The 26,604-nt window shown below is 25.7% G+C and carries 25 protein-coding genes; 7 read left to right on the top strand and 18 right to left on the bottom strand.

The genetic code is table 11. From position 1 onward, the window contains the following. Nucleotides 1–131: 131 nt before the first annotated feature. The 6 genes from atwA to MarbSA_RS08250 all read right to left on the bottom strand — a co-directional run bounded on the left by atwA (nt 132) and on the right by MarbSA_RS08250 (nt 9,592). Nucleotides 132–1,721 (bottom strand): methyl coenzyme M reductase system, component A2, encoded by a 1,590-nt coding sequence (gene atwA / locus MarbSA_RS08275; protein ID WP_221061389.1) that lies wholly within the window; start codon nt 1,719–1,721, stop codon nt 132–134. Between the two features lie 557 nt (nt 1,722–2,278). Continuing rightward, nucleotides 2,279–2,998, bottom strand: coding sequence for an MJ0144 family RNA dihydrouridine synthase-like protein (locus MarbSA_RS08270; protein WP_221062079.1), 720 nt, complete (start codon nt 2,996–2,998; stop codon nt 2,279–2,281). Between the two features lie 805 nt (nt 2,999–3,803). Further along, nucleotides 3,804–4,565: a GTP cyclohydrolase IIa gene (locus MarbSA_RS08265; protein WP_042703209.1), complete on the bottom strand. Its 762-nt coding sequence runs from the start codon at nt 4,563–4,565 to the stop codon at nt 3,804–3,806. Nucleotides 4,566–4,680: 115 nt separating this feature from the next. Further along, a complete protein-coding gene (gene cofD, locus MarbSA_RS08260) occupies nt 4,681–5,577 on the bottom strand; it encodes a 2-phospho-L-lactate transferase (RefSeq protein ID WP_221061388.1) in 897 nt (298 codons plus the stop codon). Nucleotides 5,578–6,103: 526 nt separating this feature from the next. Then, entirely contained in the window at nt 6,104–8,548 is a 2,445-nt protein-coding gene (locus MarbSA_RS08255; RefSeq protein ID WP_221061387.1) for a right-handed parallel beta-helix repeat-containing protein, read from the bottom strand. Nucleotides 8,549–8,734: 186 nt separating this feature from the next. Continuing rightward, nucleotides 8,735–9,592, bottom strand: a complete 858-nt coding sequence (locus MarbSA_RS08250; RefSeq protein WP_221061386.1) for a right-handed parallel beta-helix repeat-containing protein — start codon at nt 9,590–9,592, stop codon at nt 8,735–8,737. Nucleotides 9,593–10,658: 1,066 nt separating this feature from the next. On the opposite strand from MarbSA_RS08250, the gene MarbSA_RS08245 reads away from it, so the two are divergent. Together MarbSA_RS08245 and MarbSA_RS08240 are read left to right on the top strand one after the other, a co-directional pair. After that, the gene (locus MarbSA_RS08245) at nt 10,659–10,931 is read left to right on the top strand and encodes a hypothetical protein (protein WP_221061385.1); all 273 of its coding nucleotides are present in this window, start codon (nt 10,659–10,661) and stop codon (nt 10,929–10,931) included. Nucleotides 10,932–11,307: 376 nt separating this feature from the next. Then, complete coding sequence (locus tag MarbSA_RS08240) at nt 11,308–12,456, top strand: DUF5677 domain-containing protein (protein ID WP_221061384.1); 1,149 nt, start codon at nt 11,308–11,310, stop codon at nt 12,454–12,456. Between the two features lie 192 nt (nt 12,457–12,648). Here MarbSA_RS08240 and MarbSA_RS08235 read toward each other — a convergent pair whose 3' ends face one another. Together MarbSA_RS08235 and MarbSA_RS08230 are read right to left on the bottom strand one after the other, a co-directional pair. Continuing rightward, complete coding sequence (locus MarbSA_RS08235; protein ID WP_221061383.1) at nt 12,649–14,202, bottom strand: hypothetical protein; 1,554 nt, start codon at nt 14,200–14,202, stop codon at nt 12,649–12,651. A gap of 58 nt (nt 14,203–14,260) precedes the next feature. Beyond that, nucleotides 14,261–15,415, bottom strand: a complete 1,155-nt coding sequence (locus MarbSA_RS08230) for an AlbA family DNA-binding domain-containing protein (RefSeq protein WP_221061382.1) — start codon at nt 15,413–15,415, stop codon at nt 14,261–14,263. A gap of 462 nt (nt 15,416–15,877) precedes the next feature. Between MarbSA_RS08230 and MarbSA_RS08225 the strand changes: the two genes are divergently transcribed. The 4 genes from MarbSA_RS08225 to MarbSA_RS08210 are packed head-to-tail and all read left to right on the top strand — an operon-like array spanning nt 15,878 to nt 18,887. After that, nucleotides 15,878–16,204, top strand: coding sequence for a hypothetical protein (locus tag MarbSA_RS08225; protein WP_054834775.1), 327 nt, complete (start codon nt 15,878–15,880; stop codon nt 16,202–16,204). 55 nt (nt 16,205–16,259) lie between these two features. Further along, the gene (locus MarbSA_RS08220; RefSeq protein ID WP_221061381.1) at nt 16,260–17,468 is read left to right on the top strand and encodes a hypothetical protein; all 1,209 of its coding nucleotides are present in this window, start codon (nt 16,260–16,262) and stop codon (nt 17,466–17,468) included. Next, a complete protein-coding gene (locus MarbSA_RS08215; RefSeq protein WP_221061380.1) occupies nt 17,440–18,054 on the top strand; it encodes a hypothetical protein in 615 nt (204 codons plus the stop codon). The genes MarbSA_RS08220 and MarbSA_RS08215 overlap by 29 nt, the downstream gene beginning before the upstream one ends. Before the next feature lie 8 nt (nt 18,055–18,062). Next, a complete protein-coding gene (locus tag MarbSA_RS08210; RefSeq protein ID WP_221061379.1) occupies nt 18,063–18,887 on the top strand; it encodes a hypothetical protein in 825 nt (274 codons plus the stop codon). A gap of 296 nt (nt 18,888–19,183) precedes the next feature. Here MarbSA_RS08210 and MarbSA_RS08205 read toward each other — a convergent pair whose 3' ends face one another. The 5 genes from MarbSA_RS08205 to MarbSA_RS08185 all read right to left on the bottom strand — a co-directional run bounded on the left by MarbSA_RS08205 (nt 19,184) and on the right by MarbSA_RS08185 (nt 23,127). Continuing rightward, on the bottom strand, nt 19,184–20,047 hold the full coding sequence (locus MarbSA_RS08205; protein WP_221061378.1) for an AbiTii domain-containing protein: 864 nt from the start codon (nt 20,045–20,047) through the stop codon (nt 19,184–19,186). 113 nt (nt 20,048–20,160) lie between these two features. Further along, nucleotides 20,161–20,607: a tyrosine-type recombinase/integrase gene (locus MarbSA_RS08200; RefSeq protein WP_221062078.1), complete on the bottom strand. Its 447-nt coding sequence runs from the start codon at nt 20,605–20,607 to the stop codon at nt 20,161–20,163. A 348-nt stretch (nt 20,608–20,955) separates the two neighbouring features. After that, nucleotides 20,956–22,155 carry a hypothetical protein gene (locus tag MarbSA_RS08195; protein ID WP_221061377.1) on the bottom strand — a complete coding sequence of 400 codons (1,200 nt, stop codon included), beginning with the start codon at nt 22,153–22,155 and terminating at the stop codon, nt 20,956–20,958. Nucleotides 22,156–22,577: 422 nt separating this feature from the next. After that, on the bottom strand, nt 22,578–22,949 hold the full coding sequence (locus tag MarbSA_RS08190; protein ID WP_054834784.1) for a DUF2283 domain-containing protein: 372 nt from the start codon (nt 22,947–22,949) through the stop codon (nt 22,578–22,580). Further along, the gene (locus MarbSA_RS08185) at nt 22,942–23,127 is read right to left on the bottom strand and encodes a hypothetical protein (RefSeq protein ID WP_221061376.1); all 186 of its coding nucleotides are present in this window, start codon (nt 23,125–23,127) and stop codon (nt 22,942–22,944) included. Before MarbSA_RS08185 ends, MarbSA_RS08190 begins: the two co-directional genes overlap by 8 nt. A gap of 496 nt (nt 23,128–23,623) precedes the next feature. Here MarbSA_RS08185 and MarbSA_RS08180 point away from each other — a divergent pair, with 496 nt between their 5' ends. Then, nucleotides 23,624–24,883 carry an ATP-binding protein gene (locus tag MarbSA_RS08180; protein WP_221061375.1) on the top strand — a complete coding sequence of 420 codons (1,260 nt, stop codon included), beginning with the start codon at nt 23,624–23,626 and terminating at the stop codon, nt 24,881–24,883. A gap of 207 nt (nt 24,884–25,090) precedes the next feature. On the opposite strand, the gene MarbSA_RS08175 is transcribed toward MarbSA_RS08180, so the two are convergent. The 5 genes from MarbSA_RS08175 to MarbSA_RS08155 are packed head-to-tail and all read right to left on the bottom strand — an operon-like array spanning nt 25,091 to nt 26,310. Next, nucleotides 25,091–25,285: a virulence RhuM family protein gene (locus tag MarbSA_RS08175; RefSeq protein ID WP_054834788.1), complete on the bottom strand. Its 195-nt coding sequence runs from the start codon at nt 25,283–25,285 to the stop codon at nt 25,091–25,093. Continuing rightward, nucleotides 25,266–25,466, bottom strand: a complete 201-nt coding sequence (locus tag MarbSA_RS08170) for a hypothetical protein (RefSeq protein WP_054834789.1) — start codon at nt 25,464–25,466, stop codon at nt 25,266–25,268. Before MarbSA_RS08170 ends, MarbSA_RS08175 begins: the two co-directional genes overlap by 20 nt. Nucleotides 25,467–25,515: 49 nt before the next feature. Continuing rightward, nucleotides 25,516–25,680, bottom strand: a complete 165-nt coding sequence (locus tag MarbSA_RS08165) for a hypothetical protein (protein WP_156314579.1) — start codon at nt 25,678–25,680, stop codon at nt 25,516–25,518. Between the two features lie 13 nt (nt 25,681–25,693). Next, nucleotides 25,694–26,116, bottom strand: coding sequence for an HVO_A0114 family putative DNA-binding protein (locus MarbSA_RS08160; protein ID WP_042703185.1), 423 nt, complete (start codon nt 26,114–26,116; stop codon nt 25,694–25,696). Next, on the bottom strand, nt 26,116–26,310 hold the full coding sequence (locus MarbSA_RS08155) for a hypothetical protein (RefSeq protein ID WP_054834791.1): 195 nt from the start codon (nt 26,308–26,310) through the stop codon (nt 26,116–26,118). The genes MarbSA_RS08160 and MarbSA_RS08155 overlap by 1 nt, the downstream gene beginning before the upstream one ends. Nucleotides 26,311–26,604 lie beyond the last annotated feature (294 nt).

The following is a 26,604-nucleotide window of genomic DNA, read 5'->3' as shown; positions in this document are numbered from 1 at the left end:
AATTATAATATATAATAAAAATAATACTATTTTTAATATAAATTAAATAAATATCAATAATTTTATAAATATTAATAATTTTTCTATATTTCTTAAATTATAAAAATAATTTAGCTAAAATTAATTTATAATTAATTTAGCATTTTTTCTTCTTCCTCAGGAGTCAATTCTTTTACTATGTCTTTAGGATCTCCTATTTTAAGGATTTTTCCTCCTCTCATTAAAGCAGTCCTATCACAAACATCGATTACAAAATCCATATCATGAGAAATAATAATAAAACTTTGTTCTAACTCTTCCCTAGCTTTTAATATAGAATCTGTAACTTGAACTCTTGTAATAGGGTCCATTGTTCCAGTTGGTTCATCCAATATTATTATATTAGGCTCTTTAATTAATACTTGGGCAATCGCTACTCTATGACGTTCTCCACCACTTAATTCATTAGGTTCTTTATTTAATATAGTGTTAGAATATTCATTATCAAAGCCTACTGCATTTAATGTGTGAATAGCTTTCATCTTAGCAAACTCTGCAGGAAGTTCTAAGCTTATAGAATCAGTTAAGTTTTCAAGAACAGACCTATAAGGATATAATGAATATTCTTGATGAAGCAATCCAATATAAGGTATAACTCTACCTCTACCTAAAGGACCTGGCTTAGTCATATCAATCCATTCATCTCCTAATTTAACTTTTATTTCCCCACTACTAGGTTCAGTTAAACCAATCAGCATTCGTGATAATGTAGTTTTTCCAGACCCACTAAGACCAACAATTCCAAATATTTCATTTTTATTAATATTTAGGTCAACACCATCAACAGCTTTAATAACTCCCCTTTCAATAGAATAATAATGTTTTTTAGCATCTTTTACATCAATTACTGGTCCACCATACTCAACTTCATCAACTTTTTTAGGTAAAGGCACAGTTTCTAAGAAATGCTCTACAACTTCATTTGAATGTCCTTTTTCAATAATTTCTCCATTATCTAACCATATAACTTGATCTGCAAGTTTATTCATTACTTCTGGCCAATGAGAAGTGATTACCATGGTTATTCCCTTATTTTTAACACCATTAATTAATGTTTGATGGAGATATTCTGCAGTTTGTGGATCTAAAGTTCCAGTTGGCTCATCAGCTAAAAATAACATAGGTTCTTTAGCCATCTGTCTTGCAAGAACGACTCTCTGTTTTTCCCCACCACTTAAATCACGGGCAACATGAGTAATTCTATGACTCATCTGAACCATATCAAGAAGATCTAAAGCTTTATAAAGGTTATCTTCATATTCGCCCTCTTCCATTGCTCTTAAAACATTTTCTATTACAGTTTCTCTTTCATAAAGAGCAAAGTTCCTTTGAAGCATTATTGCTATTCTTTTTCTGATTTCTGCAAAATCTTTTCTATCAGAATTCCAAAAATCAACAGTCTTAGCTTTTAATTCACCCCCACATTTACAAGTTTCCCCTACTTTTGATGGAGGCTCTACATGAGAACATTTATTACATATAGCTATGTTGAAAATCATCTGCCCACTATCTGGCTTATATTCTTTAGTTCCCCTTAACATATTTATTAGAACAGATTTTCCACAGCCACTTCTACCAAGAATTCCAAGAACATTTCCTTCTTCGATTTCAACATTCAAATTTTTTAAAACAGCAACTCCATTGAATGTTTTTGTAATATTTTTAAGTTCTATAAAAGACATATCTCCACCTTTAAAAATTAATTGATTGTATATCAATAATATCTTGATTAAATATTCATAATAAAATATTAAACGATTTAATAATATAATTATCGTTATATTTATTTGATTATTAAAATACACTCTCAGTATTATAATATTCACGCTTATAACATTTAAAATTAATGTTTATTTATAATTTTTATAATACTTTAATATTTAATTGTAATAATTCAATATGTAATTCAATATATAATTATAATACCATGTTATTTCAATCATAATAATTTAATATAATACCATAATACTTTACTTTTCTACCATTATATTTAAATATTTTATTATATTATAAACTGTTTTATTATAATCTAATATATTATAATAATAAATATCCTATTATTATGATTAATATATACTATGATAATATACTATAATTAATACTATTATAATTAATACTGTTACTATAATTAATTCTATGAATATAATTAATACATTATGAATTAACAAATATGAATTAATACATTATGATATATATTATAATTGATATCTAATTAATATTGACATATAATATAATAATTTCATATTTTAGAAATATCAAAATTTAATTTTCCATTAATTGCAGCTCTCCCAATTGATATTCCAGATGCACCAGAATTAATCATCTTTTGTCCACTTTCAATATCAGTAATAGAATTATTTCCAATGATAAAAATATTTGTTTCATTAGCTATTTTCTTTATTATATCAAAATCTGCAGTAGGAAACCCTGGTTTCATCGCATCAATATGAAGATAGTCTGCACCAGCTTTTTCCACCGTTTTAGCTATATTTACACTATCAACACCTTGAACATTTGCTCTAACTTTAACAGAAACTTTTTGTTTTGATTTTAACTTCTTAACAACCTCACTAACAAAATCATTTAATTTGTTAGGGTTAGTAAGCATTTCCTGTCCACAGCCAATTTCTAAAAATTCTTTCTGTCTGCAATGTGCATTAATCTCTATAATATCCAAATTATTAATTTTACTAATTTCTATAATTGGATCTGGAGAAATAGCACGAAGATTAACCGAAACATCAATTTTAGAGTGTTTATCTTTTATTATGTTTACTTCACTTTCAATATGAGAAATCAAATCTTCTTCAGATATATTAAACTCGGCTCTTCCTCTTTTTAGAATTTTTTCCCCAGCATTTATTGTTTTATTATCTGTATTATAACCTCCAAGAGTAATAACATCAAATCCATAAGGAATAAGTTTCAATGCAAAACTACTGTTGGATATTCCTGCCATTGGAGCAAGTACTTTAATCATAGTATCCCTATATTTAAATTTCAATGTTTTGAATAATTTAATAAAATGATTTTTGTAAAATTTAGCAATCTTATGCAACCTTAATAATATTAATTATATTAATAGTTTTAATGATGTAATAATTTTAATAATGAAATATTTTAATAATATTAATTATAATATTAATTATACTTTTTATAATGAAAAATTATAATACTTTTAAAATTTTTATTAATTACAAATTAATTATCCAGCTAATTATTATCAATCTAATTATTATCCAGCTAATATTATCATCTAATTAATTATAATCAATTATTTACTATATAATCTATTCTACAATCTGGATAAATTTATATGGTTTTAATAATGAATCTAAAAAATAATATTCCAAAATAAAAATCATTTAATAAAATGATTTTCCTATTAATAAAATTATGAAATAATATTAGATATATAATTTTAAATAATCATTAAATATTAATTTTATTAAATATTAATTTTAAATAATTATTAAACATAAATCTAATAAAAACTGTAATTTAATAAGATATAATCTAATAAAAGTTGTAATTTAATAAGATATAATCTAATAAAAGTTGTAATATAACATAAATATATAATCTAATCTAAATTTATAATTTAATAAAATCTAATTTTATTATAAATATAGTTTATATACCTAATTTATTATAATCTAAATCTACAATTTAATAAAATCTAAATTTATTATAAATATAATTCATATACCTACTTTATTATAATCTATAACTTTTATAATTTATATTTTATTATAGTATGATTTTTAGTTTGTTTTTTCTAAAACATAAACCAATTCTTCATTGTTTCTTTCTCTTATTTCTTCAAGACCCAAGTCTGCCATATAAGCAGCATCTTCAGCATTATCACTTCTTCCAACACCAGCTTTTAAAGGTATATCGATTTCTTCATCGATTTCTTCAATTATTTCCATTAAATCTTTGGTAGTTAATTCATTACACGGAGACATGAAATTATCTCCACCTATAAAGAATAATAGAGCGCCTTTTTCAATTAATTTTGTCATAAGATAATGTTGAGCTTTATTTACGAGGAAATTAGTATCAAATGCTGGTATAATATCGGTTAAAGATTCTGTAATTCCATTTATATCTATATGTGCCATTTGAACAAAGCTATCTTCAGGTTTTACAAGTGAATCAATAGCTAAAATTTCAGTTCTATCTTCAGATTGAGCCCCTCCATTTTTTTGAAGAACTTCAGTAGCTATTTTTTGAGCTTCATATGGTGTTTTTGCAGTTCCAACACCCATACTAATAGTAATAGGGTATCTGTTTCTTATTGACCTTTGAATTCTCATATGGTCTTCTTCATTAAGACCATTTGTTACTGCCAACATATTATCAAATCTAGTATAAAATACAAGTCCTTTTTTCATAGCTATCTGTCTTTGAACATCTGCAAATAATTCTGCTTGTAAAATTTGAAGATCTGATTCGTTTCGAGGGTTTGGAGTAACTGTCCATGGGCCATAATTATCAATCTGAATTAATGTCATTTGTATCATATTAATCTCACCTTAATATTAAGTAAATATCACATATAGATTTTTACACTAGAACCTTTTCATCACATTTATCCTTTTTATTATTGTTACTTAAATATATTTTTATATATTTTAATCATTCTAACAATATTCTAGCTAACTCTTCTTTATCAGAAATAGTTTTCATATTAGTATTAGTTACAAGAACTTCTTCAATTATATTCTCTATATTATTCTTTAGCTTTGTATCGACAACATCAATTACAAATTTGTCTAAAAAGCTCTTATAAATTGATGCAACACCAAAGGAAGAAACTTCATAACCCATAGACTCCATAAATTTTCCAGCAGGTCCACTAACAGGATTATTTCCTATTATAGGAGAAACAGCAACTACATAACTATTTTTCAGTGCTTTTTCAACCCCTTCAAGATTAACTATTGGGAGGATTGAAGTTATAGGATTTGAAGGTCCAATAATAACCATTTCTGAGTTTTCTATTGTCTCTATAATATTTGAACTAGGATTTACATCAGTATATTCTATTTCAAATACTTTTGGTTTGGTTTGATGCTTTATTAAGAATTCATGAAACTTAAGGTGACCTATATCTGTTTTTACAATTATTTCAGAGTGTTCATCACTCATTGGAATTACTTTTGATTCTATTCCCATCTTTTTTCTTTGAATATCCACAGCTTTACTAAGTCCATATTTTTCCATGAGAATTGTCTTTTGGATCTTGGTAGCTCTATCCTGATCCCCTATTCTTAGAAGCTCTGGACAATCTAATTTTTCAAGAGATTCATTTGTAAAAAATGTATCTCCTTCAATCCCATACCAAGTTTCATCATTTATAATATCAGCTAAAGTATAAAGAACTGTATCAATATCTGCTGCTACATATACGCCAGAAAAGTAATCATTTTCAACAGTATTAACAATTATATTCAAATCAGAAGGATTATAAATATTTTTAATTCCTTGAATTAATTTTGGAGTTCCTGTTCCACCAGATAATATCGCGATCAAATTAATAACCTTTTTATTTATCTATATTTTTAAACTTAATGAAATAGATTTATATTAATTAAATAGGTTTGAATTGAAATTAACTAAGTCTAAATTAATTAAATATATCTAAATTAATAATCAATATAGTTTAATAATTTAAATTAATTTTATTGGTTTATATAATTTTATATTTTATTTTGATAATAATAAAATAATATATAATAATACTATATGATAATACCTTATTAGATTTATTATGTTAACTTTGATCCAATCTTTTAAAATAATAAAAATAATAATAATTTTATATAGCTTAAATTGTTAATTAATAATCTTTAATAAGATTTTTAATTAAAATCAGCATTATTTTATATAGCAATATAATTGAATATGTTATTAAATCTAAATAATTTAAAAAAGAGATTATTTAAAAATAGTCAAAAAAAATAAGGGGGAAAAAGGAATAAAGGTTTAGGGATAATAAATACTTTATATTAATTTCATACTCCTCCTTCCCCCCATAAAAAAAAAGAATTACAATTTTTTATAGTCTTTTTCTATGTGTTACTAGTATTTTCAACTTAACTTGTTTTCCAACACCTAAATTCTTAACTTGAACCTTTAAAACCCTAGACTTAGCACTAAACTGATACTTAACAATTTTACTAGTCTTAGACAATTTCTCCAAATACCAATTCTTAAAATACTTAACATAATCCTTAGAACCTAAAGCAGATCCCACATTTTTAATAGTGTAAACTTTACTATAAAGATTAAAACCATTATACTTACCCACTTTAACAAGCTTAGAAATCTTAACAATCCTTATATTAACTTTCCCGGCAATTTTAAAAGTCTTACTAACATTAAAACCAATATAATCATTATTACCAGCAAAATAAACCTTAATAGTAGATTTTCCAGCTATTTTCGGAGTATAAGACAGTTTCCAAACACCAAGACCATTAGTAGTAACCTTATAAGTTTTACCATCAACAATAACAAGAACACTAGCATTAGCCAATGGTTTACCACCACTAGTCAAAACACCAGAAACACTAAATGGTTTTCCTACTTTAACATTACTTGGAATATTAATACTAGAAGTAGTAGCTAACTTACTAACATTAAAAACCTTATTTTCAACAAAACCAACATACCGACTATCACCCTGATAAAAGAGAGATAAATTAAAAACACCAGAATGTTCAGAAGTATAATTTAAACCCCAAAAACCAACAGAATCAGTAATCACATTAAAGGTTTCACCATCAATAATAACTTCTAAATTAGCACCAGATATTGTATTATTATTCTCATCAGATAAAACACCAGAAATTAAAACTGTTTCATTAACCTTAATATCAACAGGAATAACAATACTAGAATTACTAGCTAACTTACTAACATTAAAACTAGTACTATTATTAAAACCTGTGTAATTATCATTACCAGCCCAGTTAACCCAAGTAAAGAACTCACTACCATGAAGCGGAGCATAAACAAGACTCCAAACACCACTACTATTAGTTGTCACATTAAAAGACTCATTACCAATAATAATTGTCATTTGAGCATTATCTATAGGATCACTATTAACATCAACCAAAATACCACTAATAGTAATATTTTCACCAACCCTAAAATCACCAAAAACATCAATAGTAGAGTTAGTACTATTTTTAAGCACATCAAAACTTGTACTATTACTAAAACTTGTATAATTATCATTACCAGAATAATCAACAGTTACTGTGATGTTTCCTGTACGATTAGTCAAATAAGTTAAATTCCAACCACCAGTACTATTAATAACAACATTTTCATAAAGGTTACCATCCACAGTAACATTCAACAAATCAGAACCATTACCAGCATAATTATCCAACTGACCACTAATACTAGCAATAGTACCAACATGAACATCATCCACACTAATAGTAGAATTAGTATCCAACTTACTTTCAGAAAATCTGAAATCCACATCCTGACTATCCAAAGTCGCAACAAAAACATTATCTCCAACGTTAGACACAGTCCAATTACCAGTAAAATTACTAGAATTATTAACATAAAAAGTCTGATTGTTATAAGTACCATTCACCACAAAATAAGGCAAATACTCAACACCATCATTAACAAGAGTAGTATTCAGCACTAAAAACGCAAAACTAACATCATCGCCAGGATGAAGATTATCCAAACTATTAAGATTAGTAACATTCAAAATAAAATGATTAACCGTATCAACACCTAAAGTTTTACCAGTTATATCATTAACACCCCACCAATTAAAATCAAAACTACTACCATTATAAAAACCAGTAATATTCACACCAACAGGAGCAATAATCCTATTATACTCAACAGTAACATTAACAAGAGAACCAACCTTAAGACCACTGAAATTCAAACCAGCATTAGTAGCAAAGATATTATTACCCTTGATAATAAAATCAGTCACATTAATAGCACCACTACCACCATTAACAAAATAAAAACCACTACCACCAGTAGCATTTATAGTATTATTCAAAAACATAACACTACTAATATTACCATTATTAGAATAAAAATTCACACCATAACTAACACCAGTAATGTTGTTGTTGGCGAAGGTTATATTGGTGTTGTTGCTGCTGTATACCCTCAGAAAAACACCATAGTATGATGTTCCTGTGATGTTGTTGTTGGCGAAGGTTATATTGGTGTTGTTGCTGCTGTCTGCATACAGAGTAACACCACGTGCTCCTAAGATATTGTTACCAATGAAAGATACATTGGTATTGTTACTCATGTATGCATACAGATAAACACCATAGTCTGTTCCTGTGATGTTATTGTTGGCAAAGGATATATTGGTATTGCTACTATTGTATGCCTCCAGATAAACACCACAGCTTGATGTTCCTGTGATGTTGTTGTGGTCGAATGTAAATTGTGAGTTATTACTATTGTATGCCCTCAGATAAACACCACCATAATTCATTCCTGTGATATTGTTGTGGTCGAATGTAAATTGTGAGTTATTACTATTGTATGCCTCCAGATAAACACCATCGCGTATTGTTCCTGTGATATTGTTGTGGTCGAATGTAAATTGTGAGTTATTACTATTGTATGCATCCAGATAAACACCTAGTGATGTTCCTGTGATGTTGTTGTGTAGTCTTGTTTATATGGTTGTGTTGTTATCGCTGTATGCAGCCAGAGCAACACCATAGTCTGTTCCTGTGATGTTGTTGTTGGCAAAGGTTATATTGGTGTTGTTGCTGCTGTATGCAGCCAGATAAACACCATTGTATGTTCCTGTGATGTTGTTGTTGGCAAAGGTTATATTGGTGTTGTTGCTGCTGGATGCATCCAGATAAACACCATCGTATGTTCCTGTGATGTTGTTTCCATCAAAAGTCAAATTATTAATACCCTTAGAATTAATACGAACACCATTAGAATTACTAGTACCATTACCACGTATACTATTATTAATAAAAGAAACAAAAGAAATAGCCATACCATTACCATTAACAAAAACAGCACCATAATAAATATTACTAACAGAAGAAACAATAACATTATCCTCAATAATTATATTCGTTAAATTATCACCACTACTACTAATATTAATACTAATACCACTAGTAGTAATATTATTACCAGTAACCGTTAAATCACTACTATTACCAACAATAGCACTAGTATAACCAGTGATAGTTAAATTAATAATACGAACACTACTATTCGTAATATTAAACAAAACACCAGACCCTGATCCAGTAATATTAACATTATGATTCTTACCAACTATAGTAGCATTACGAGTCACATTAATCTGACCCAGAGAATAATTACCATCATCATCCAAATTAATAATCAACTCATCCCCCACATCAGTATCAATAACATTCTGAAACTGTTCAGTAGTATTACTACTAGTAAAATCATACTCACCTGCACTAACACTAGACAAACTAAACAAAAATAAAAAAGCTAGTACTAACACAAACGAAACAAAAAACTTATTCTTAAACATAAATAATTCTCACTCCTATAAAATTATAAACAAAAAAAAAGCACAACAATAAATAAACACTCACTATTAAATGAACACTCACTATGCACTTTTTATAATAAATATAAAAAAACTACTATAAAAACCTTACTACTACAAAAAAAAGTGAAAAAACAATAGCCACCCCCCCCCCCGCAAAAATAGTGAAATAGCTGTTTAAAAAATAAAAAAAGAAGAAAAACAAGAATAAGACAAAAATAAGAACAAAAAACAAAATAAAAAAATAACAACTAAAAAAAATAAATAAAAAACTCTAAACTGAAATATAACAAATATAAAAGCTTTAAAACAATACAAACCTATTATAATAATATAATAAAGCTAAATAAAAAATAAACACTAAAAAAAATAAAAAACAAGTAATATAAAATAAAAAAATAATAAGAAAATCTAAAAAATAACAGCTAAACAACATAAACATACAGAATATAAAAAAACAAAAATAAAAAAAATAAAATTACAATATCATCAAAAACAAAATAGCTGTTATCAAGCACAACCATATATAAAACAAAAAAATATTCAAAAAAACTACAACAAAAATAAACCACCACAAAAGAACAAAAACGATTAATAATAATAAAAAAGAATAAAAATAAAACAAAACACTAAAACAAAGAACAATATAACATCTACAAAGCAAAAAACAACTAATAAAAAAACAAAAAACAACCAAAACAACTAAAACACCAAACAAAGAACAACAAACCACCCAAACAATAAAAAAACAACTAATAAAAAAAGAAAAAAAAACCCAAAAAAATAGCTCAACAACATCACAGGAACATACAATGGTGTTTATCTGGATGCATAAAGCGATAACAACACAACCATATAAACAAGACAATACAACAATTCACAGGAACATCACTAGGTGTTTATCTGGATGCATCCAGCAGCAACAACGCCACATATAAACCAAAGCCAATAAAATATCACAGGAACATACGATGGTGTTTATCTGTATGCATACAGCGATAACAACATCCCATATAAACAAGACTACACAACAACATCACAGGAACATATGGTGTTTATCTGTCTGCATCCAGCAGCAAAAATACCACATATAACCGAAACTACACAACAATCCACAGGAACAGACTATGGTGTTGAGCTGTATGCATACAGCGATAACAATACCAATAAACCAAAGCCAAAAATAACAAACACAGGAACATACTACGATGGTGTTTCTCTGTCTGCATCCAGCAGCAAAAATACCACATATAACCAAGATTACACAACAATTCACAGGAACATCAGGCAATGGTGTTTCTCTGTATGCAGACAGCGATAACAACACATCATATAAACAAGACAATGCAGCATCACAGGAACATCACGAGGTGTTTATCTGGCTGCATACAGCAGCAAAAATACCACATATAACCAAAGCCTAACGATATCACAGGAACAGACTATGGTGTTGCTCTGGCTGCATACAGCGATAACAACGCCACATATAACCAAAACCATACAATATCACAGGAACATATGGTGTTGATCTGTATGCAGACAGCGATAACAATACCAATAAACCAAAACCATACAATATCACAGGAACATACTACCAAGGTGTTTATCTGTATGCATACAGCAAGCTACAACAAACAAAGAAAAAAACACACAAAAATCTTTCAAAAAAAACCCCATCTACAAAAAATAATAAAAAAATGAGATACAATAGAAAACAGCATTCCATTAAACATTCACATCTAATAATAATTAATACAAACTATAAAAAAAGGAAAATAAATAATTATGGGATTGAAAAGCCTAATACTGGAGAAAAAATTTTATCATTTATTGTAGAAAAATATATCAGTGTTAAAGGATATTTTCCTAATGATGAATTTATTAATGACAAACTCCCCAAATTACTAACAGATGCAACATCTACAGGTTCTAATGAGTTAGTAAAATTTATAAAAGAAAATATGAATTCAATGCTAGAAGAATATGCTGATGAAAGAAATGAATTTGAAAATTTGGTGCATGACCAATGGGGAGAAATACTTGGTAACCTTGAAGTCTTGATTATTATGTGCTTCGAGTCAGTCAATCTTCATTCTAGAGATATTTATAATAAAGATAGTGATGATTGTAAATTAAATGTTTTAATGCAACTTCATGCAAGAGCACTCCGTGTATCTAATGAGATATTAACTCTTTTAAAGACAGGTTATGGGGATGGTGCTAATTCAAGATGGAGAACTTTATATGAATTATCTGTCATTTCAGCTTTCTTATCAAAAAATGAGTTTTATGTTACAAAAAGATATATGGAACATGAAATTATTAGAACATACAAAGACATTAAAGAATATCAAAATTATTATGAAAGATTACATCCTGATGATGATTACATCCCAAATACTGATAATTTTGAAAAAATTAAAGAGCAAAGGGATGAATTAATTGAAAAATATGGTAAAGAATTTGATTATGATTGGGGTTGGATTCCTAAAGAAATTTGTAAACCATATTTTAAAGCTTTGGCTAAATTTGTTAATGTTGACCATCTGATACCCTATTATAATCTTTCATCAGCTTCAATTCATGGCCTTTCAAGAGGATTATATAATACAAGTTTACCTAGTGAAAAACAGGAAAAAATTTTACATTGGGGGGCGAGTAACTATGGGCTTGGAGAAACAATCCAAAACACAGCTATTTCTATTTGTCAAGCCACAACTTGGCTATTGACATATAAACCTAGTATGGACAGTATAATTTATCAGCAAACACTTGAATTTTTCATGATAGATATGAAAAATTCTATTTTAGAAATGGATAATAACAACTATTGTAGTAATAATTAGTCTTTTTCATGGATAATGAAGTTTCAATTTACTAAATTTTTGAATAAAATAATATTCTAAATCCATTATTTCAGCTTCTTCATCTTCTCTTCTAGCTTGAATCTCATAATACATTGAGCTATCTTCTAAAAAAGAAGCTGTGATTGGAAAACGAGCGTTAATTTTTTTGCATAAATTCTCTTTTAAATAAATTTACTTAAATTGATTGAGATAGTCTATAGAATTTCTACTAATGTTATTACCCATTATAGTGTTTCTTTTTATGTTGCAATTCACATCAAAAATAGCTAATAATATAATTATTATAAATTCTTTAAGAAAATTTTGTTGCAAATCAAAATCCTCTCTAAAATTTCCAGAATTTATCTCATCATTAAGACTATTAGAAATTTTATCTAAAATTTCTTCGTTTTTATTACCATTGAAACTTTTTTTCAAATATTTAGAAATTTCATCAATGATTTCAATATTTTCCTCCACAGAAATATTCATTTTTCCAGTATGCACTATATTGTTTCTATATAGTTTTAATTTATTTAAGAAATAATTAGATTTAAACATAGCAAACATTTTAAGAATATTTTTTCTATCTTTAGAATTCTTGTATTCATTTAAAATATTTTTCTCTATCTTTTTAAAATCAATTCCATAATTAGCATGAAGAATTTCAAACAATTTGTTAGAATTTAATTCATGCACATTTAGTGCATTTTTAAGATTATCTAACAATGTTGAATCATTGTTTGTTTTATATTGATTTTTTAATATTTCTAAAAATATTGAAGAGAACAGAATTTCATTTTTAATATTATATGCATTTTCTATATAAATAAAATATTCAATAAGTAACTTAAAATCTATCTCTTTAAGTTCTAAATTAGTTAGAGGAGAATAAGTAGAATCAATAAGATTAAATAAATTATATCCATTTTTTTCAAATATATTTTTGCCATTTGATTCTCCTAAATACCTATCTCTGAAAATCATTTTTGTTTTGTTTTCTCCTTCAATTAAAGTAATTCTACGATTATTAAAATCAGAATTATAGAAAGCTAACAAATAATAAATATTATCTAATCGTTTATCCCATTTATTCAAATTTTTAAACTTATCTTTATAATAAAAGTATCCTGTAGCATATTTAAACTGGTTAATACATTTTTTATTCAAATTGACACTATTAAATTCATTAGTGTCCAAACCTTTTAAGAATAGTTTTTCAATCTGGATATTTTTAAATCCAAAGCCTTTGGGTTGACTAAAAATAGTATTTTCTATTATTTCCCATGATTCGACAGTTTCATTATCTGAAAAATCATTATCATAAACAACTATTTCTTCACAGACTCCCACTATATATGCTTTGAGTGTTGAATAATCTCCTGAAAAGTTAAATTTGTAACTATCTACGAAAAAATTTTTTATTTTCACATCATATCGGTTTTTTGAGTCAACAAAATAGATGTTTGAATAAAAACTTATATCAGGAGTTCCATCTACAATATTTTTTTTATCTTCTTCATATTCGCCATATTTTTTAAAAAAATAAGTACTAAAAAGACTAATAGAAAAATATATCTTTATATCATTTGAAATCACTAATTTAATATCAAATATATCATCTTTTTTATCTTCTGAGGTGGATTTAATAACACCTGAGATAGCTTGAAAAATGATATTTTTATCTTTATCCTGATTAAAATTTAAATATGGAATATGGGGGATTTTAAGATTTTTTAATGACATTGTATCCACTGAAAACAACTAAAAGTTTATATAAATTCTAATTATGCATTATAAAAATTCATTTTTTCTTCCAATTGCCTTCTTCATCGTAAAAAGGAGAATTTTCAATCCCAAAATGATTATAAAATGAATCAAAAACAGTTTTGAGTTTAAATGCTATCTCATTTTTAGATAAATACTTTTCAATCATGATTTCATGACCAGGTAAAACATTTCTATCACTAATAGCTTCCTTATCAAAAAACAAAGTTTCAAGATTACGATTTTCGATATTTATAAGTGATATAAAAATAGCGAAGGGTGGTGAAAAATTTATCTTTTCATATAATTTTATAGAATCATTTATAAAATTTAGTGTATATTCAAAAAATTCTTTAAGAGGAACCTTTAAAAATCTGTTCGAAGACACTAAACCTTCAATAATCCCATTTCTATAGATTTGAGAATAGTGAATCATTGATTTACTTATAACTCCCTCAAAATTATATTCCCCATATCTAGAATCTCCTTGGCCAAAAGTTGGAACTTGATCTTTTGTTTCTCTAATATCAAATTCAACATTATTAAAACTGTTAAAAGGAATTAAATCAATGAGTAATGCTATTTGAGAGTCAGTGCATATAAATACATTGTCAGAAACGACTTTAGCTATTTGATTATCTCTAAATAAATGAATCTTATCATGAACATCTCCTGCAAAACTAAATAGATTTTTCAATTCGTCAATCTCCAATGGAACTGTTTTCGATTGTCGTCTGACAAAAAATTCTCTTTTAGATTCACTTTTTTTATTAGGTTTTCCTTGCACAACTCTATGTGGAAGGTTCCAGCTTTTTGGAACTTTAATAATCAAGATAATCCTATCAGATTCTTTAATTTCTATTTGTCTTATTTCTATATTCGAAATACTTGGCTCCGAATTTGAAGAAACTATACTTTCAATCCAATTAACTTCATTATCAAAACTACTATCTAATTTAACCCCTGTAACTTCTGAAGGAGTATGGTTTTCGTCTTCTGTTATCCCATAGATTAATAAACCACCATCTGAGTTTGCAAATCCACAAACAGTTTTTATTAACTTGAATTTTATTTTATCTGAATGATTATACTCAGATTTATACTCCAAATATTTATCTTCAAAAACTTCATTTCCAACTATATTATTTATATCCTTTTCTGAAATTTCGTCTATCTTTTTATGAAATAACATACGCCCAATCCTCAAAATAATAATTTTACATGATTTAATAAATATATTGTGAAATTATGTCTTAATATGTGCCGTATTAGTTTCTTATCAAAGTTTGTTTTTATTTTTTTTAATTTTTTATCAGTAACTAATTAAATAAAAAAATAAGGACTATACAAATATTATATGTATTCTTTCCATAAGCATTAGAATCTAAATATGTTATTTGAATCTAAAATACCCCATGGATTATGCTTCCATCCAGACCCATCAAAAAATATCCAATAATCTCTTATAAATGACCATTAATTTTATCAATTGTGAAAATTGAAAATTATAATACTAATTTTTAAGTAAAATTATTTTTTTAGTTGTTATATTTAAAATTGAATTTTAATAGATATATATTTATTTAAATATATACAGGTAAAAATCTTATGATAAATAATTAAGTTTTTATATGTATCGATTAAATATGATATTATGTTAAGTGAAGAGGATAAAACAGAAATAAGAAAAATAGCACTAGAATCTAATAAAATTGAAATATACAGATTTCGAATAAAATTAAGTTTAGATATAATGAAACTTTTGGATAAAGATAGATATCTTAATTGGAGTTCTGCAGCACAGGAAAAATTTATAGAAGATGGAACAATAGAAATGATTGAAGATTTAGATAATCTATTGAATTTTCTCCATGATTCATATAAATCGAAGAAAGATGGAAGAGAAAAACTTGATGATGATTGGGAATCACTAGAAAGTGAATTCCTGAAAAAATATGAAGATTATATAAAAGAAAAATGAAAAAATTAAATTGTGAATGATTAATATTAAAGTTTCTGAAATTAGGAGAAAAATGATGACAGATAAAGATAATAATACCCCTAAAAGACCGGAGCAACTAACTTTATATTTTACCAAAATAATTAAAACAAAAAATCTTTCAGAAAAGTTATCAAGTAAATTAGTTGCAGATTTAGAATCTGAAGAACTATATAAACCGGATGAAGATAATATTAATCAAAAAAATGGTTTTTATGACAAATTCATTTATAAAAAATCAGTACAATCTGATTTTAGTTTTTTAGGCATTGAAAATGAATTTTGGACAGGAAAACCACAAGACTTTAAAATTTCAAAAAATTATGAATCAGGTAATGAAAATCATGCTAAATTAGACAAATTATGTTATATTAAAACTAATATAGCAGATGATAAATCCATTTTTGTGGATATTTTTTTAGTGCCTTCATTTGATTTAATATTTGTATGTGGTGCCGAATCTCACAGTAAAAAACCAATAAAGTTGTTGGAAAATAAACTCAATATTTATAAAAAAGATAAAAAATTAGCATTTGATTGGGAGACAATAAACATTAACCCTAGTTTCTTACTATGGTTAGTATATAAGAAAAAATTAAATCCTAGCGGAAATATTAATGAAAATCTAAAATTGCAAGATTTTAAGAAATTTGAAACTGAAAAACCTGAAGATGAAGATGAAGATAATGTATCTGAAAATATATTAACTGTTGATAATAATCGAAAAGATTTATCATTCCCCATTATTTATGGAATTATAAATAAATTAATAATATCTGAATTAAAAGGGAAATTTATTTATCGGAAAGCAAGATTCACTATTGGATTCAAAGTAGATATCAAAAAAGATGAATCACTTATAAGAATACATTCAGCCAATAGTATTCGAAAGAAAGATTATAGTCAAAAAATCAAACTATCTTTGCCATTTTTAAACAATTTGTTAATTGAATATTTTAAATGGAATAAATTAAAATCCTCTGAAAAAATACCTGACATAACTTTTATCGATGAATTGAAAGATAAACTTTTTGATGAATATTCAAACACTATTTATAACTTTATTGGATATAGAGAAAACCATTGCAAAAAATTAGAAGAAAAATGTCCTAAGATACCTCCAATTTATTTGTTTGATAATAATTGTGTTACTGAAGAATACCCTGAAAAAGTGAAAAAGAAAATAGAAGAGAATATAAAATATTTGGTGGATAAAAATGTTTTATTATCTTTACAAAATAAGTGAAGAATTATCAGAAAAATTAGAAAATACTGATATTAATAAACTTAAAGAAAAAAACGCAGATGATGTTTTTTTTGATAACAGACATATACTGAAGGAAAATGACGAAGAAAACTCGCAAATTAAGTCAAAAATCAATGGACATGTAGTTTTACAAGGTTTAAATAAAAAAATATTCTTTGAAATTCGATTAAGCTCAAAGTTATTATTAATTGAATCTTTAAATCAAAAATTAAAAGATGATGCATTTGAAAAATTAGAACTTTTTTTTAAGTCAAAAATGGATGAGGAACTAGAAAATTTTTCACCTAATTCATATAATGAACATAAAATGCTTTTTAATGCTGAAGATTTTGATTTAAAATTTGTGCACAATGGCACTATTGTTGATGGCGACATTGATGATGAACTTGAAGATAAATATCGTCAAAAAGAATTAGGAAAAGATTACAGACTAATTGAAGCAGATATTCAATTAACTGATGATATTTCTTTTTATTATTATAGAAAATCTATAATGATTCCTGATGAATATGATGAAAACTCAAAAGAAACAGTGCTTCAAACATTTGAACATGCTATGATTTGATGATTATCATGTGTTTTAAAGATTTATCATATAAACTCCGTTTTGTATATAATAAACAAAAAGGATGGTTTCAAGCTTTTATAGGAATATTAGTTACTGAAATACTAACATTATTCGGTGTTATAGAGAATTATTTCTATACACTTATTGTAATTATTATTATTTTCGCTTCTTTAATTATTTTTATTATTTTAATTGGGAGATACATCAAAAATAAATATCACTCGATGGAAGGAAAAATTAAGCATATTCATCTATATAAAGAAATTTTTAATTCAAATGAAATTCTCCCTGACATAATTGAATTTGAAATTCCTTCTTTTATTTTGGCTATAGGATTTAAATCTCGTGTAAAGTTTAATATAAAATTACATAAATATGCAAAAGATAAAATAACTGATTCAAATTCAGAGTGTAAAAATGAAGAATGTTTAGAAGAAGAATGTAAAGAAAGGACTTGCAAAAATAAATTATTTTACACATTAATAATTGATACATCTAATAAAATTAACATTAAATCTGATACGGAATACATTGAAGAGAATGATTTCGAATTAAACAAAAGAAACAAAAGATATTATTATCTTGTTCAAGAATATGATTCTAACCTTAAGAATTTAGAATTCTCCTTATTATTTGATACCAAAAATAGAAAAAATAATAAAGATTGGACATTTAAAGGGTATTTAGAATACTCCGATGCAAGTTCAAAAATAGATTTAATAAATAAAAATCCTAAAAAAAAATTTAGCTCAAAAAATGAAGTTTTTGATGAAAAAATTTCTTTTTGTGATATGGAATCATTGAATAACTATATTGAAAAACAATCATAATACAATACCATAATTCAGAAAAATCACTGATTAATATCACTTAATAACATTTTTATTTACTTCTATTTCTTTAATTTGCAATATTCAATTGTTTGGTCTTTCTGTCTTGCTTTCTTTATTCCCATTTCACTACAGTATATCTTTTTTTTAATAATTTATCTCAAACTTGAACATTTATTAGGTGTCACGATATTATCATGCCCTAATAGTCCTTATACTTAATTTATTAATCTTTTAACTTCATTCAGCAAATGTATAGCGAAATACACCTTAAAATGGAATTAGTAATCTTATTCTCAAAATCCAATATTTATTCCAAGTGAAAAGCAAATCATATAAATTAAAGGTTTCAATCCTTCTGCTAGTAAACTACCTGTAGCCCCTATAAGAATATTAGAAAAAACATTTTTTATTTTATCAACATCAGGAATAGGATTATTTTGCAGTTCTAATTCTACTGACTGAATATCTTTAGTATATTCTTCTTTCTTTTCATTCAACAAACTACTATCTTTAATTATCTTCTTAATTTCAAATAATTTTTCAAAAATTTCATCTTTATTAAGTTTAATATTAATTTGTTGAATAATAATTAGATTGTATATATTTCTATTCTGATTGGCAATATTCTTTTCATTTTCTGTAAATGAAAAGTTTTCACCCATAATACCATCATCTTGTAATCTTAAAGTCCATTCTAAAACTGTATTCTTAACAGTGTCTAAAATATTTTTAAGTTCTGATGGCTCAACTGAAAGAAAAGGTCTTGATTCACAATTTAATCCTTTTTGAATCATTTCAATTGTTTCAAGAGGATAAATTAGCTCAAGAGTATTTGATTTATGATTATTATACAATTCTTCAATCTTTGAAATTGGGTTTAAATAAGGTCTTTTTTGAAGAATGTCTTGGAGGTCCGAACGAGGCATTTGAAGAATTTTAACTCCATAAGCCGTTTCAGCTTTTAATAACCCTTCAATTGTTCTATATTTCGGAAGTTCACTAATATCATTATATCCATCTAGTTCTAATTTTATCCATTTTTCAAATTCTTCTATTTTTAATCTTCTAGCTAATATTAATGACTTTCTAAGCATATCTACAATACTTATATTGTCACTAACACAATTATTTTGCACTTCTTCAATTAAGGAAACCATTAAATCACCGATGGTTATAAATTTAAATTATATCTTCACTATTATACTTTTATTATAATAAATTAATCTATTATGCCTAACAGAAATTGATACTTTTCAATAAGAAATATGGATTAATTCAAACTCTTTAATAACATTTTATTCACTTCAATTTCTTTTATTTGTAAGTATTCAATTGTTTGATCAAGTGATTGGTGTACATACAAGCTTTGAATAATTTCTAAGTCATTTCCACTGATATACGGGTGTTGACCCCTTAATCTCCGGAAATAGTGCGTATTTAAACTTATATCTTTCTCAGTTAATTCCTTTATTAGTTTGTTACTATTTCTTTCTAAATAGGTTCTCATATTTCTTAAAAATCCATCGATTTTCACATCTTTTTCAAGAAATAGATAATCATCATTTACTTTATTTTTTTCATGGATTTGCTTAGCTATTTCTTTAGATAAATCATCTGGCAATATTAAAGTTAGTTTTGTTTCTTGTTCTTTCTTAGCTAAATTAAAAGTTATTTCTTTCTTATCAAAATCAATATCACTTATTTTTAAAGTAGCTATCTCTTGACTTCTTCACCCATAAAAATATTGGAGTTTATAAAATAAATACTTATTAAATTGTTTTTTGTCTTCTTTGATTTTATGTAAGAATAAATTGATTTCTTTTTTTAGATCTATCATTTTTTGTTCCTCTTTTTGGTATGAATTTTTGAAAATCGTTTTAGGAACATTTTAATAAAAAAAATTATAAATACTAAAAATGAAAAATTCAATAGCCTATTCTTATCTTATACAAAATTCATCTAAGCTGAATACCTTATTTTTTAGTTTTTGTCTTTATTTCTTAGTTCCATTATTAACAAAATACCGTGTTTAAAGCAATTTATTTAATACTAGAATGTGAAAATGTTATAAATTTTCTTTTAATAAATAGCTAGGATTTGATCCATTATCAATTAAAAAATCCAAAATAGTGATTATTTTGCCTTTCGTATTGATATCTTTATTAATAAGATCATAATTTTTTATAATATATTTATCCATGTATGTTTCTAAATTATCTATAGTTCTTCCTTCAATTTCTTTATTAGTAAATTTATTATTTTCAAGAATAAGATTAACCCAAGTCACACCATCATTAAAATATTTTTCATAACCAATCCCATTCAAAAATTTAGCAATTGAATCTAAAACAGCTAAATTAGAGCCCATATCGACACAAATTTTATGAAAAAAACTTGATTCTTTTTCATTTAATCCTTTCCAATCAAAAAAATCAGATGGCCAATATGGCCAATTCAGTAGATATGTTTTAATAATTTCAGAAGAATAATGGCTATTTGATTTTGAACATTCTTTTATATTTTCATAAAAAATATCCCACACTTCCCAGAATTGATGATATTTCTCATTATTAAACCCTACAGAGACAAATTTTGATAAAAAATCATTCATTTCTTTTGAACATTGAAAATTATCAACAAATGGTTTTATGAATTCTTTGATATCATTTTCATCTAAGTATAAAATGAATAATGCTAATTTTTCCAAAAAGTTATTTCTCAACATATATTCCCCATAATCACCCGAATTATTATCAATAAGTATTTTTTCACTCACAATTGATATTATTTCTTTTATAATCTTTGAACATTCATCGTTGAAAGTATTGTCTGATATAATCAGAAATAATTTTAATAAAGCATTTAAACTTAAATTTGAAATATTTAAATCATGTATATCATCAGCATTTTCTGAACTTCTTTTATTCCTTGCAAGTATGCTATTAGCAAAATTAGAAAATAGATTTAATAAAGAATTTAAATTCAAATTTAAAGGTTTTAAACTTTTATTAGTAATATTGCCCAAATATTCATTATAGTTTTCATGTAATCGTTTAATGCTCTCAGGGAAAACATTTATACTTTTATTTTGAATCCTATTTTCTTTAATAACTTCTTTTTCTATTTCTTCAAATTGAGGTTGTAAGGCAATATAATCATTAATAAACTCATCCAAAAATTTATTAGGTTCATTAGAAATATTTGACAAATAATTTCTTATAGCAATAGCAGAGCAACCAAAATACCTCATATGAAAGGAAGCCATTAATAAAATTTCATAGAATTCATTAGATTCTTTAGGAAATATTTTAAATAAATATGGCAGAGTTTCAATTGCTAATTCAATACCATGTGAAATTTGATAATCATAAGAAGGATTAAATATCCATTTTGCACGACTAAAAATCAGTTTTTTACAAAATTTTTTAACTTAAAAAAATTCACAAATATATTAAAATAATAAACAATATAAAATTTACTAAAATTTATGACCTAACTATGTTGAAAGTTATGTTGAAAAAACGATAGGTATATATCATAAATATTCAAAATGAAAAAAATATGTCTTAATATATGACTAATTTTTAGCTGATATGTCTTAAAATAATTAAGTATAAATAATATTAACAAAAGCCAAAAAATATATGTTTTAATGACTTTAATTAAAGTTGAATTGAAAAAGGGTTTTTATGCTGTTACTAAATTACCATCCCATTTAGGAATGTTAATATCGTTAGCAATGCTTGCATTAGTTACTTTGATTTCTTCATGATTACTAACTGGAAGAGTGAAAATAGCATTAACAAATATCACATAATCAGTTACCTTAACAGATAAACTAATATCACGAATGTTTTCAAGGCTGGATTCATCAACATCGAGCACATAGGATGCATTAAGTATTTCTAAAGCAATAAACTCATTGTCTTTGTTAAAGTCCATAATAACATCATCAGATAGTTCAACACTTCTTTCATGTTCATAATTTTTAACTTTTATAGACAATGCATCAACAGTAGAATCATATTTATAATCTACTAATATTGGTTCTTTAATCATGGAATTTCCCCCTCCTTCTTTCAGTTGGAAAAGTAGTTACTAATCTAATCTCATCAAGATTTTTAATAAATATCACAACTTTAACATGATATTTATCAGATTCAGGATGATTATAAAATACAAGAAATTTATTATTCTTGGAAAGTTTCATATAAACTGGTAAATCATTTTTAATCAAGTTATAAACTGTATCATATTCACAATATTTTCTCTTTATGTTATCAAGAAAATGTTCTGAATCTGTTATATGACATGTTCATTATTTCTTAATTTTTCAAGAATAGATTCCATATCACTAATAGAATACTTATATAACTATCACCAATTCACATAATTTTATTTATAACTCTTATACATTTTTATATTTATATATAGTATCTTTATATTTTTATACTTTTTCATAGAAATAAAAAATATAAAAATCACTGAAAATAGTGTGGATTAAGAATATAATAAACAATATAAAATTTACTAAAAACAACATACTTTTTGTGATATCTGAGTCGAAATATTAATATACTAATGAAACCAAAAATCTTAAATGTGTAAAATAAAACACTTGAAATATGTAAAATAAATAACCTTAAATATGTAAAATAAAACACTTGAAATATGTAAAATAAATAACCTTAAATATATAAAATAAAATACTTAAAATATGTAAGATGAAAATTATGCAATATGTAAATCGAATATCAGATAAAGAGCTTAAAAGGAAATTATATGCCTCTGGAGCAGTGCTTATACGAGGTCCTAAAGCCTGTGGAAAAACAGAATCAGCAAAGCAATTTGCAAAAAGTATATTAAATGTTGATCAAGATGAACAAGTACCTGTACTTATGGAAACTTCACCAAAAAGACTTTTAATTGGCAAAACACCCCGATTAATTGATGAATGGCAAGAACAACCAAAAATTTGGAATTACATTCGCCACGAAGTAGATAATAGGGGGCAGTCAGCACAATTTATTCTGACTGGTTCAGCAAATCCTGAAGAAAGTATAAAGATGCATTCTGGAGCAGGACGATTTACCACTCTTGATATGAGAACAATGACATGGCAAGAATTAGGTTTTTCATCAGGAAAAATCAGTATGCAAACTTTATTTTCTGATTCTAAAAAAGATATTGATGTTTTAGATGAACCAACTGACTTAGAGTTTATTATTGAGAAAATAATCATAGGAGGATTTCCAACATTATTAGGTAAAAAATTAAGGCAATCAATTGATTTGAATAGAGCATATATTGATTTGCTTTGTGAAGTAGATATAAGTAAAGTTTCGAATGTGAAACGTGACCCTGTAAAAGTTCAAAACTTACTACGTTCCATTGCCAGAAACAGCTCAACAACAGTAGATATTAAAACTTTAGAATTAGATATTCAAAAAAAAGAAAATGCTGATCTTTCTCGTCCTACTATTTATGAATATCTCGATGCATTAAAACGTTTGATGATTATTGAGGAACAACCTGTATGGAATACTCATATTCGTTCCTCAGCATCATTACGTAAAACACCAAAACGTCATTTTACAGATGTTTGTCTCTCAGTGGCAGCACTTGGTGCTGATTTTGACTCTTTAATCAATGACCTTAATTTCACAGGATTTTTATTTGAATCATTAGTAATACATGACCTTAGAGTTTATGCACAAGCAAATGATGCTAAAGTTTATCATTATCAAGACTCATATGGTTTAGAAGTGGATGCTATTGTGCAAAAATATAATGGAGATTGGATTGCTTTTGAAATTAAGCTTGGAACTGGACAAATTGAAGAAGCTGCTAAAAACCTTCATAAAATGGTTTCAAGATTAGACAAAACAAAAGTTAAACCACCAAAATCACTAAACATAATTACAGGTACTGGAATAAGTTACACTCGAAAAGATAAAATTAATGTTATTTCGCTAGCATCATTAGGAATTTAATTCTTTGATAAAGAATTATTAACCAAAATGCAGTCTTCTTTGCCTGATTTGGTATTTTTCATTTCATCCACACATTCATAATCACTTGTGCTAACCATAAAATTTAATAATATTTCACAACATTGTCTTGTTTTCTCTGTAAGTATATAACTACAACTTTTTTATAACATTTTCATCTCTTTATATATTATAACTACATCTAGTTAATTATAACAATTCTACTATTAGTTGAATCGTCGGATTAAAACTCATTTCTTCTTTATTAAACTCCCTATATTCAAAAATATTATTCAAATGCTTAATTATGTTTGTATTACTAACTTTAAACACATGACACATTGTTTTTTGTGTAATCCAAAATGGATTCATTTTTTTGAAATAATTATTTTTTATGATTTTCATATATACCCGCTAATTCATGGATTTCTTCGATTGTTTTATCTTTCCACAAATCTTTTCTCCATTCAGTATAATCAAAATTGTCTTTTTTTATGCTAGAAATGAATCTTAGAGCATCGACTTTTCCAAGATTTTTAGTTAATAATTTCATAGCTTCACTTCTAAGGGCAATTTCAGATTTCATTATTTCAACTCCAAAATATTTAATTTGGAAAATATGTTATGAATTTAATTTAAAAGTCAATTTCCTTTCCATATCTATTGTATATTTGTCTTGTTCTTTCTAATAATACTTCTATTTCTTCCTTTATATCTTTTGGTACACATTCTAATTCTTTTATTTTTAATAATATTGGTTTATATTCTTCCCTAATCATATCTTCAATCATTCCATCCATCACAATATCTCCATTAGATAGCTATTTCTATTTTATCATAATTTAAAACTGGTATTTTACTATTTTTTAATCCTTTTTTGAAACTAATTAAACCCTCTTCAGCTAAAAGATTTATTTTATTAGTTATATTAGCTGGATCTTTTTTTATTTTAATAGCTATTTCTCGGATACTTTTAGGTTTTTCATTTTTAATTATATTTAATATCTGTGTTTCGTTCTCTCCTATGCTTATTTTATCAGTGATTATAATCTCTTCTTGTCTTATAGGTTCTTCAGGGTTTTCTAATAATAGTTTCCAGTTTTCTAAATCAGCGTATAATATATTCTTTGGTGTTTTTTCTAATAGTGTTTCTAGTTTTTCCATACTTCCGTATTTTTCTTTCATTTTTTTATCGTATTCTTTTGTAGTTTGTTCTTTAATTAAGGTTATAATCATTATTTCAACTCCTTTATTAATTCTTTTATTATTACTTTCTTATTTTGATTAATATGAGTTACAATTATATTCAAGTTTTCAGTTTGTGTATTGAATTTTATCTTTATTTCTTTTTTGTGGTTTTCTGGTTCTGGGTGAATATGTCCTCTTTTGTTGTGGTAGTTATCTAATAATATTTCGTCTGACATTATCATTAAGCTCCACCCTCCAGCAGCTTTAACTATGTAAATTGTTTTTCCTTGAATGTGCAGTATTGTTTGTGTTTTACTCATATATAGTAATATATCATAAGTACTATATAAATGTAGTGTAAAAAAACAATATTTTAAATATTTAAATATATTCTAAAAAGCATTGAAATTCATGAAGTATATTTAAAATAAAGTATATAATATTATTAATTTAAATTATTATAGAAAGAATTTTATAAAAAGAAAAAATATTTAATAATTCATATAGAACATTAAAACAAATCTACATACCCATTA

This window comes from Methanobrevibacter arboriphilus (assembly GCF_019669925.1).
In the GTDB taxonomy this organism is placed as follows: domain Archaea; phylum Methanobacteriota; class Methanobacteria; order Methanobacteriales; family Methanobacteriaceae; genus Methanobinarius; species Methanobinarius arboriphilus_A.
Note: the sequence above shows the minus strand (reverse complement) of the source record. Positions and strands in the feature narration are given on the sequence as shown.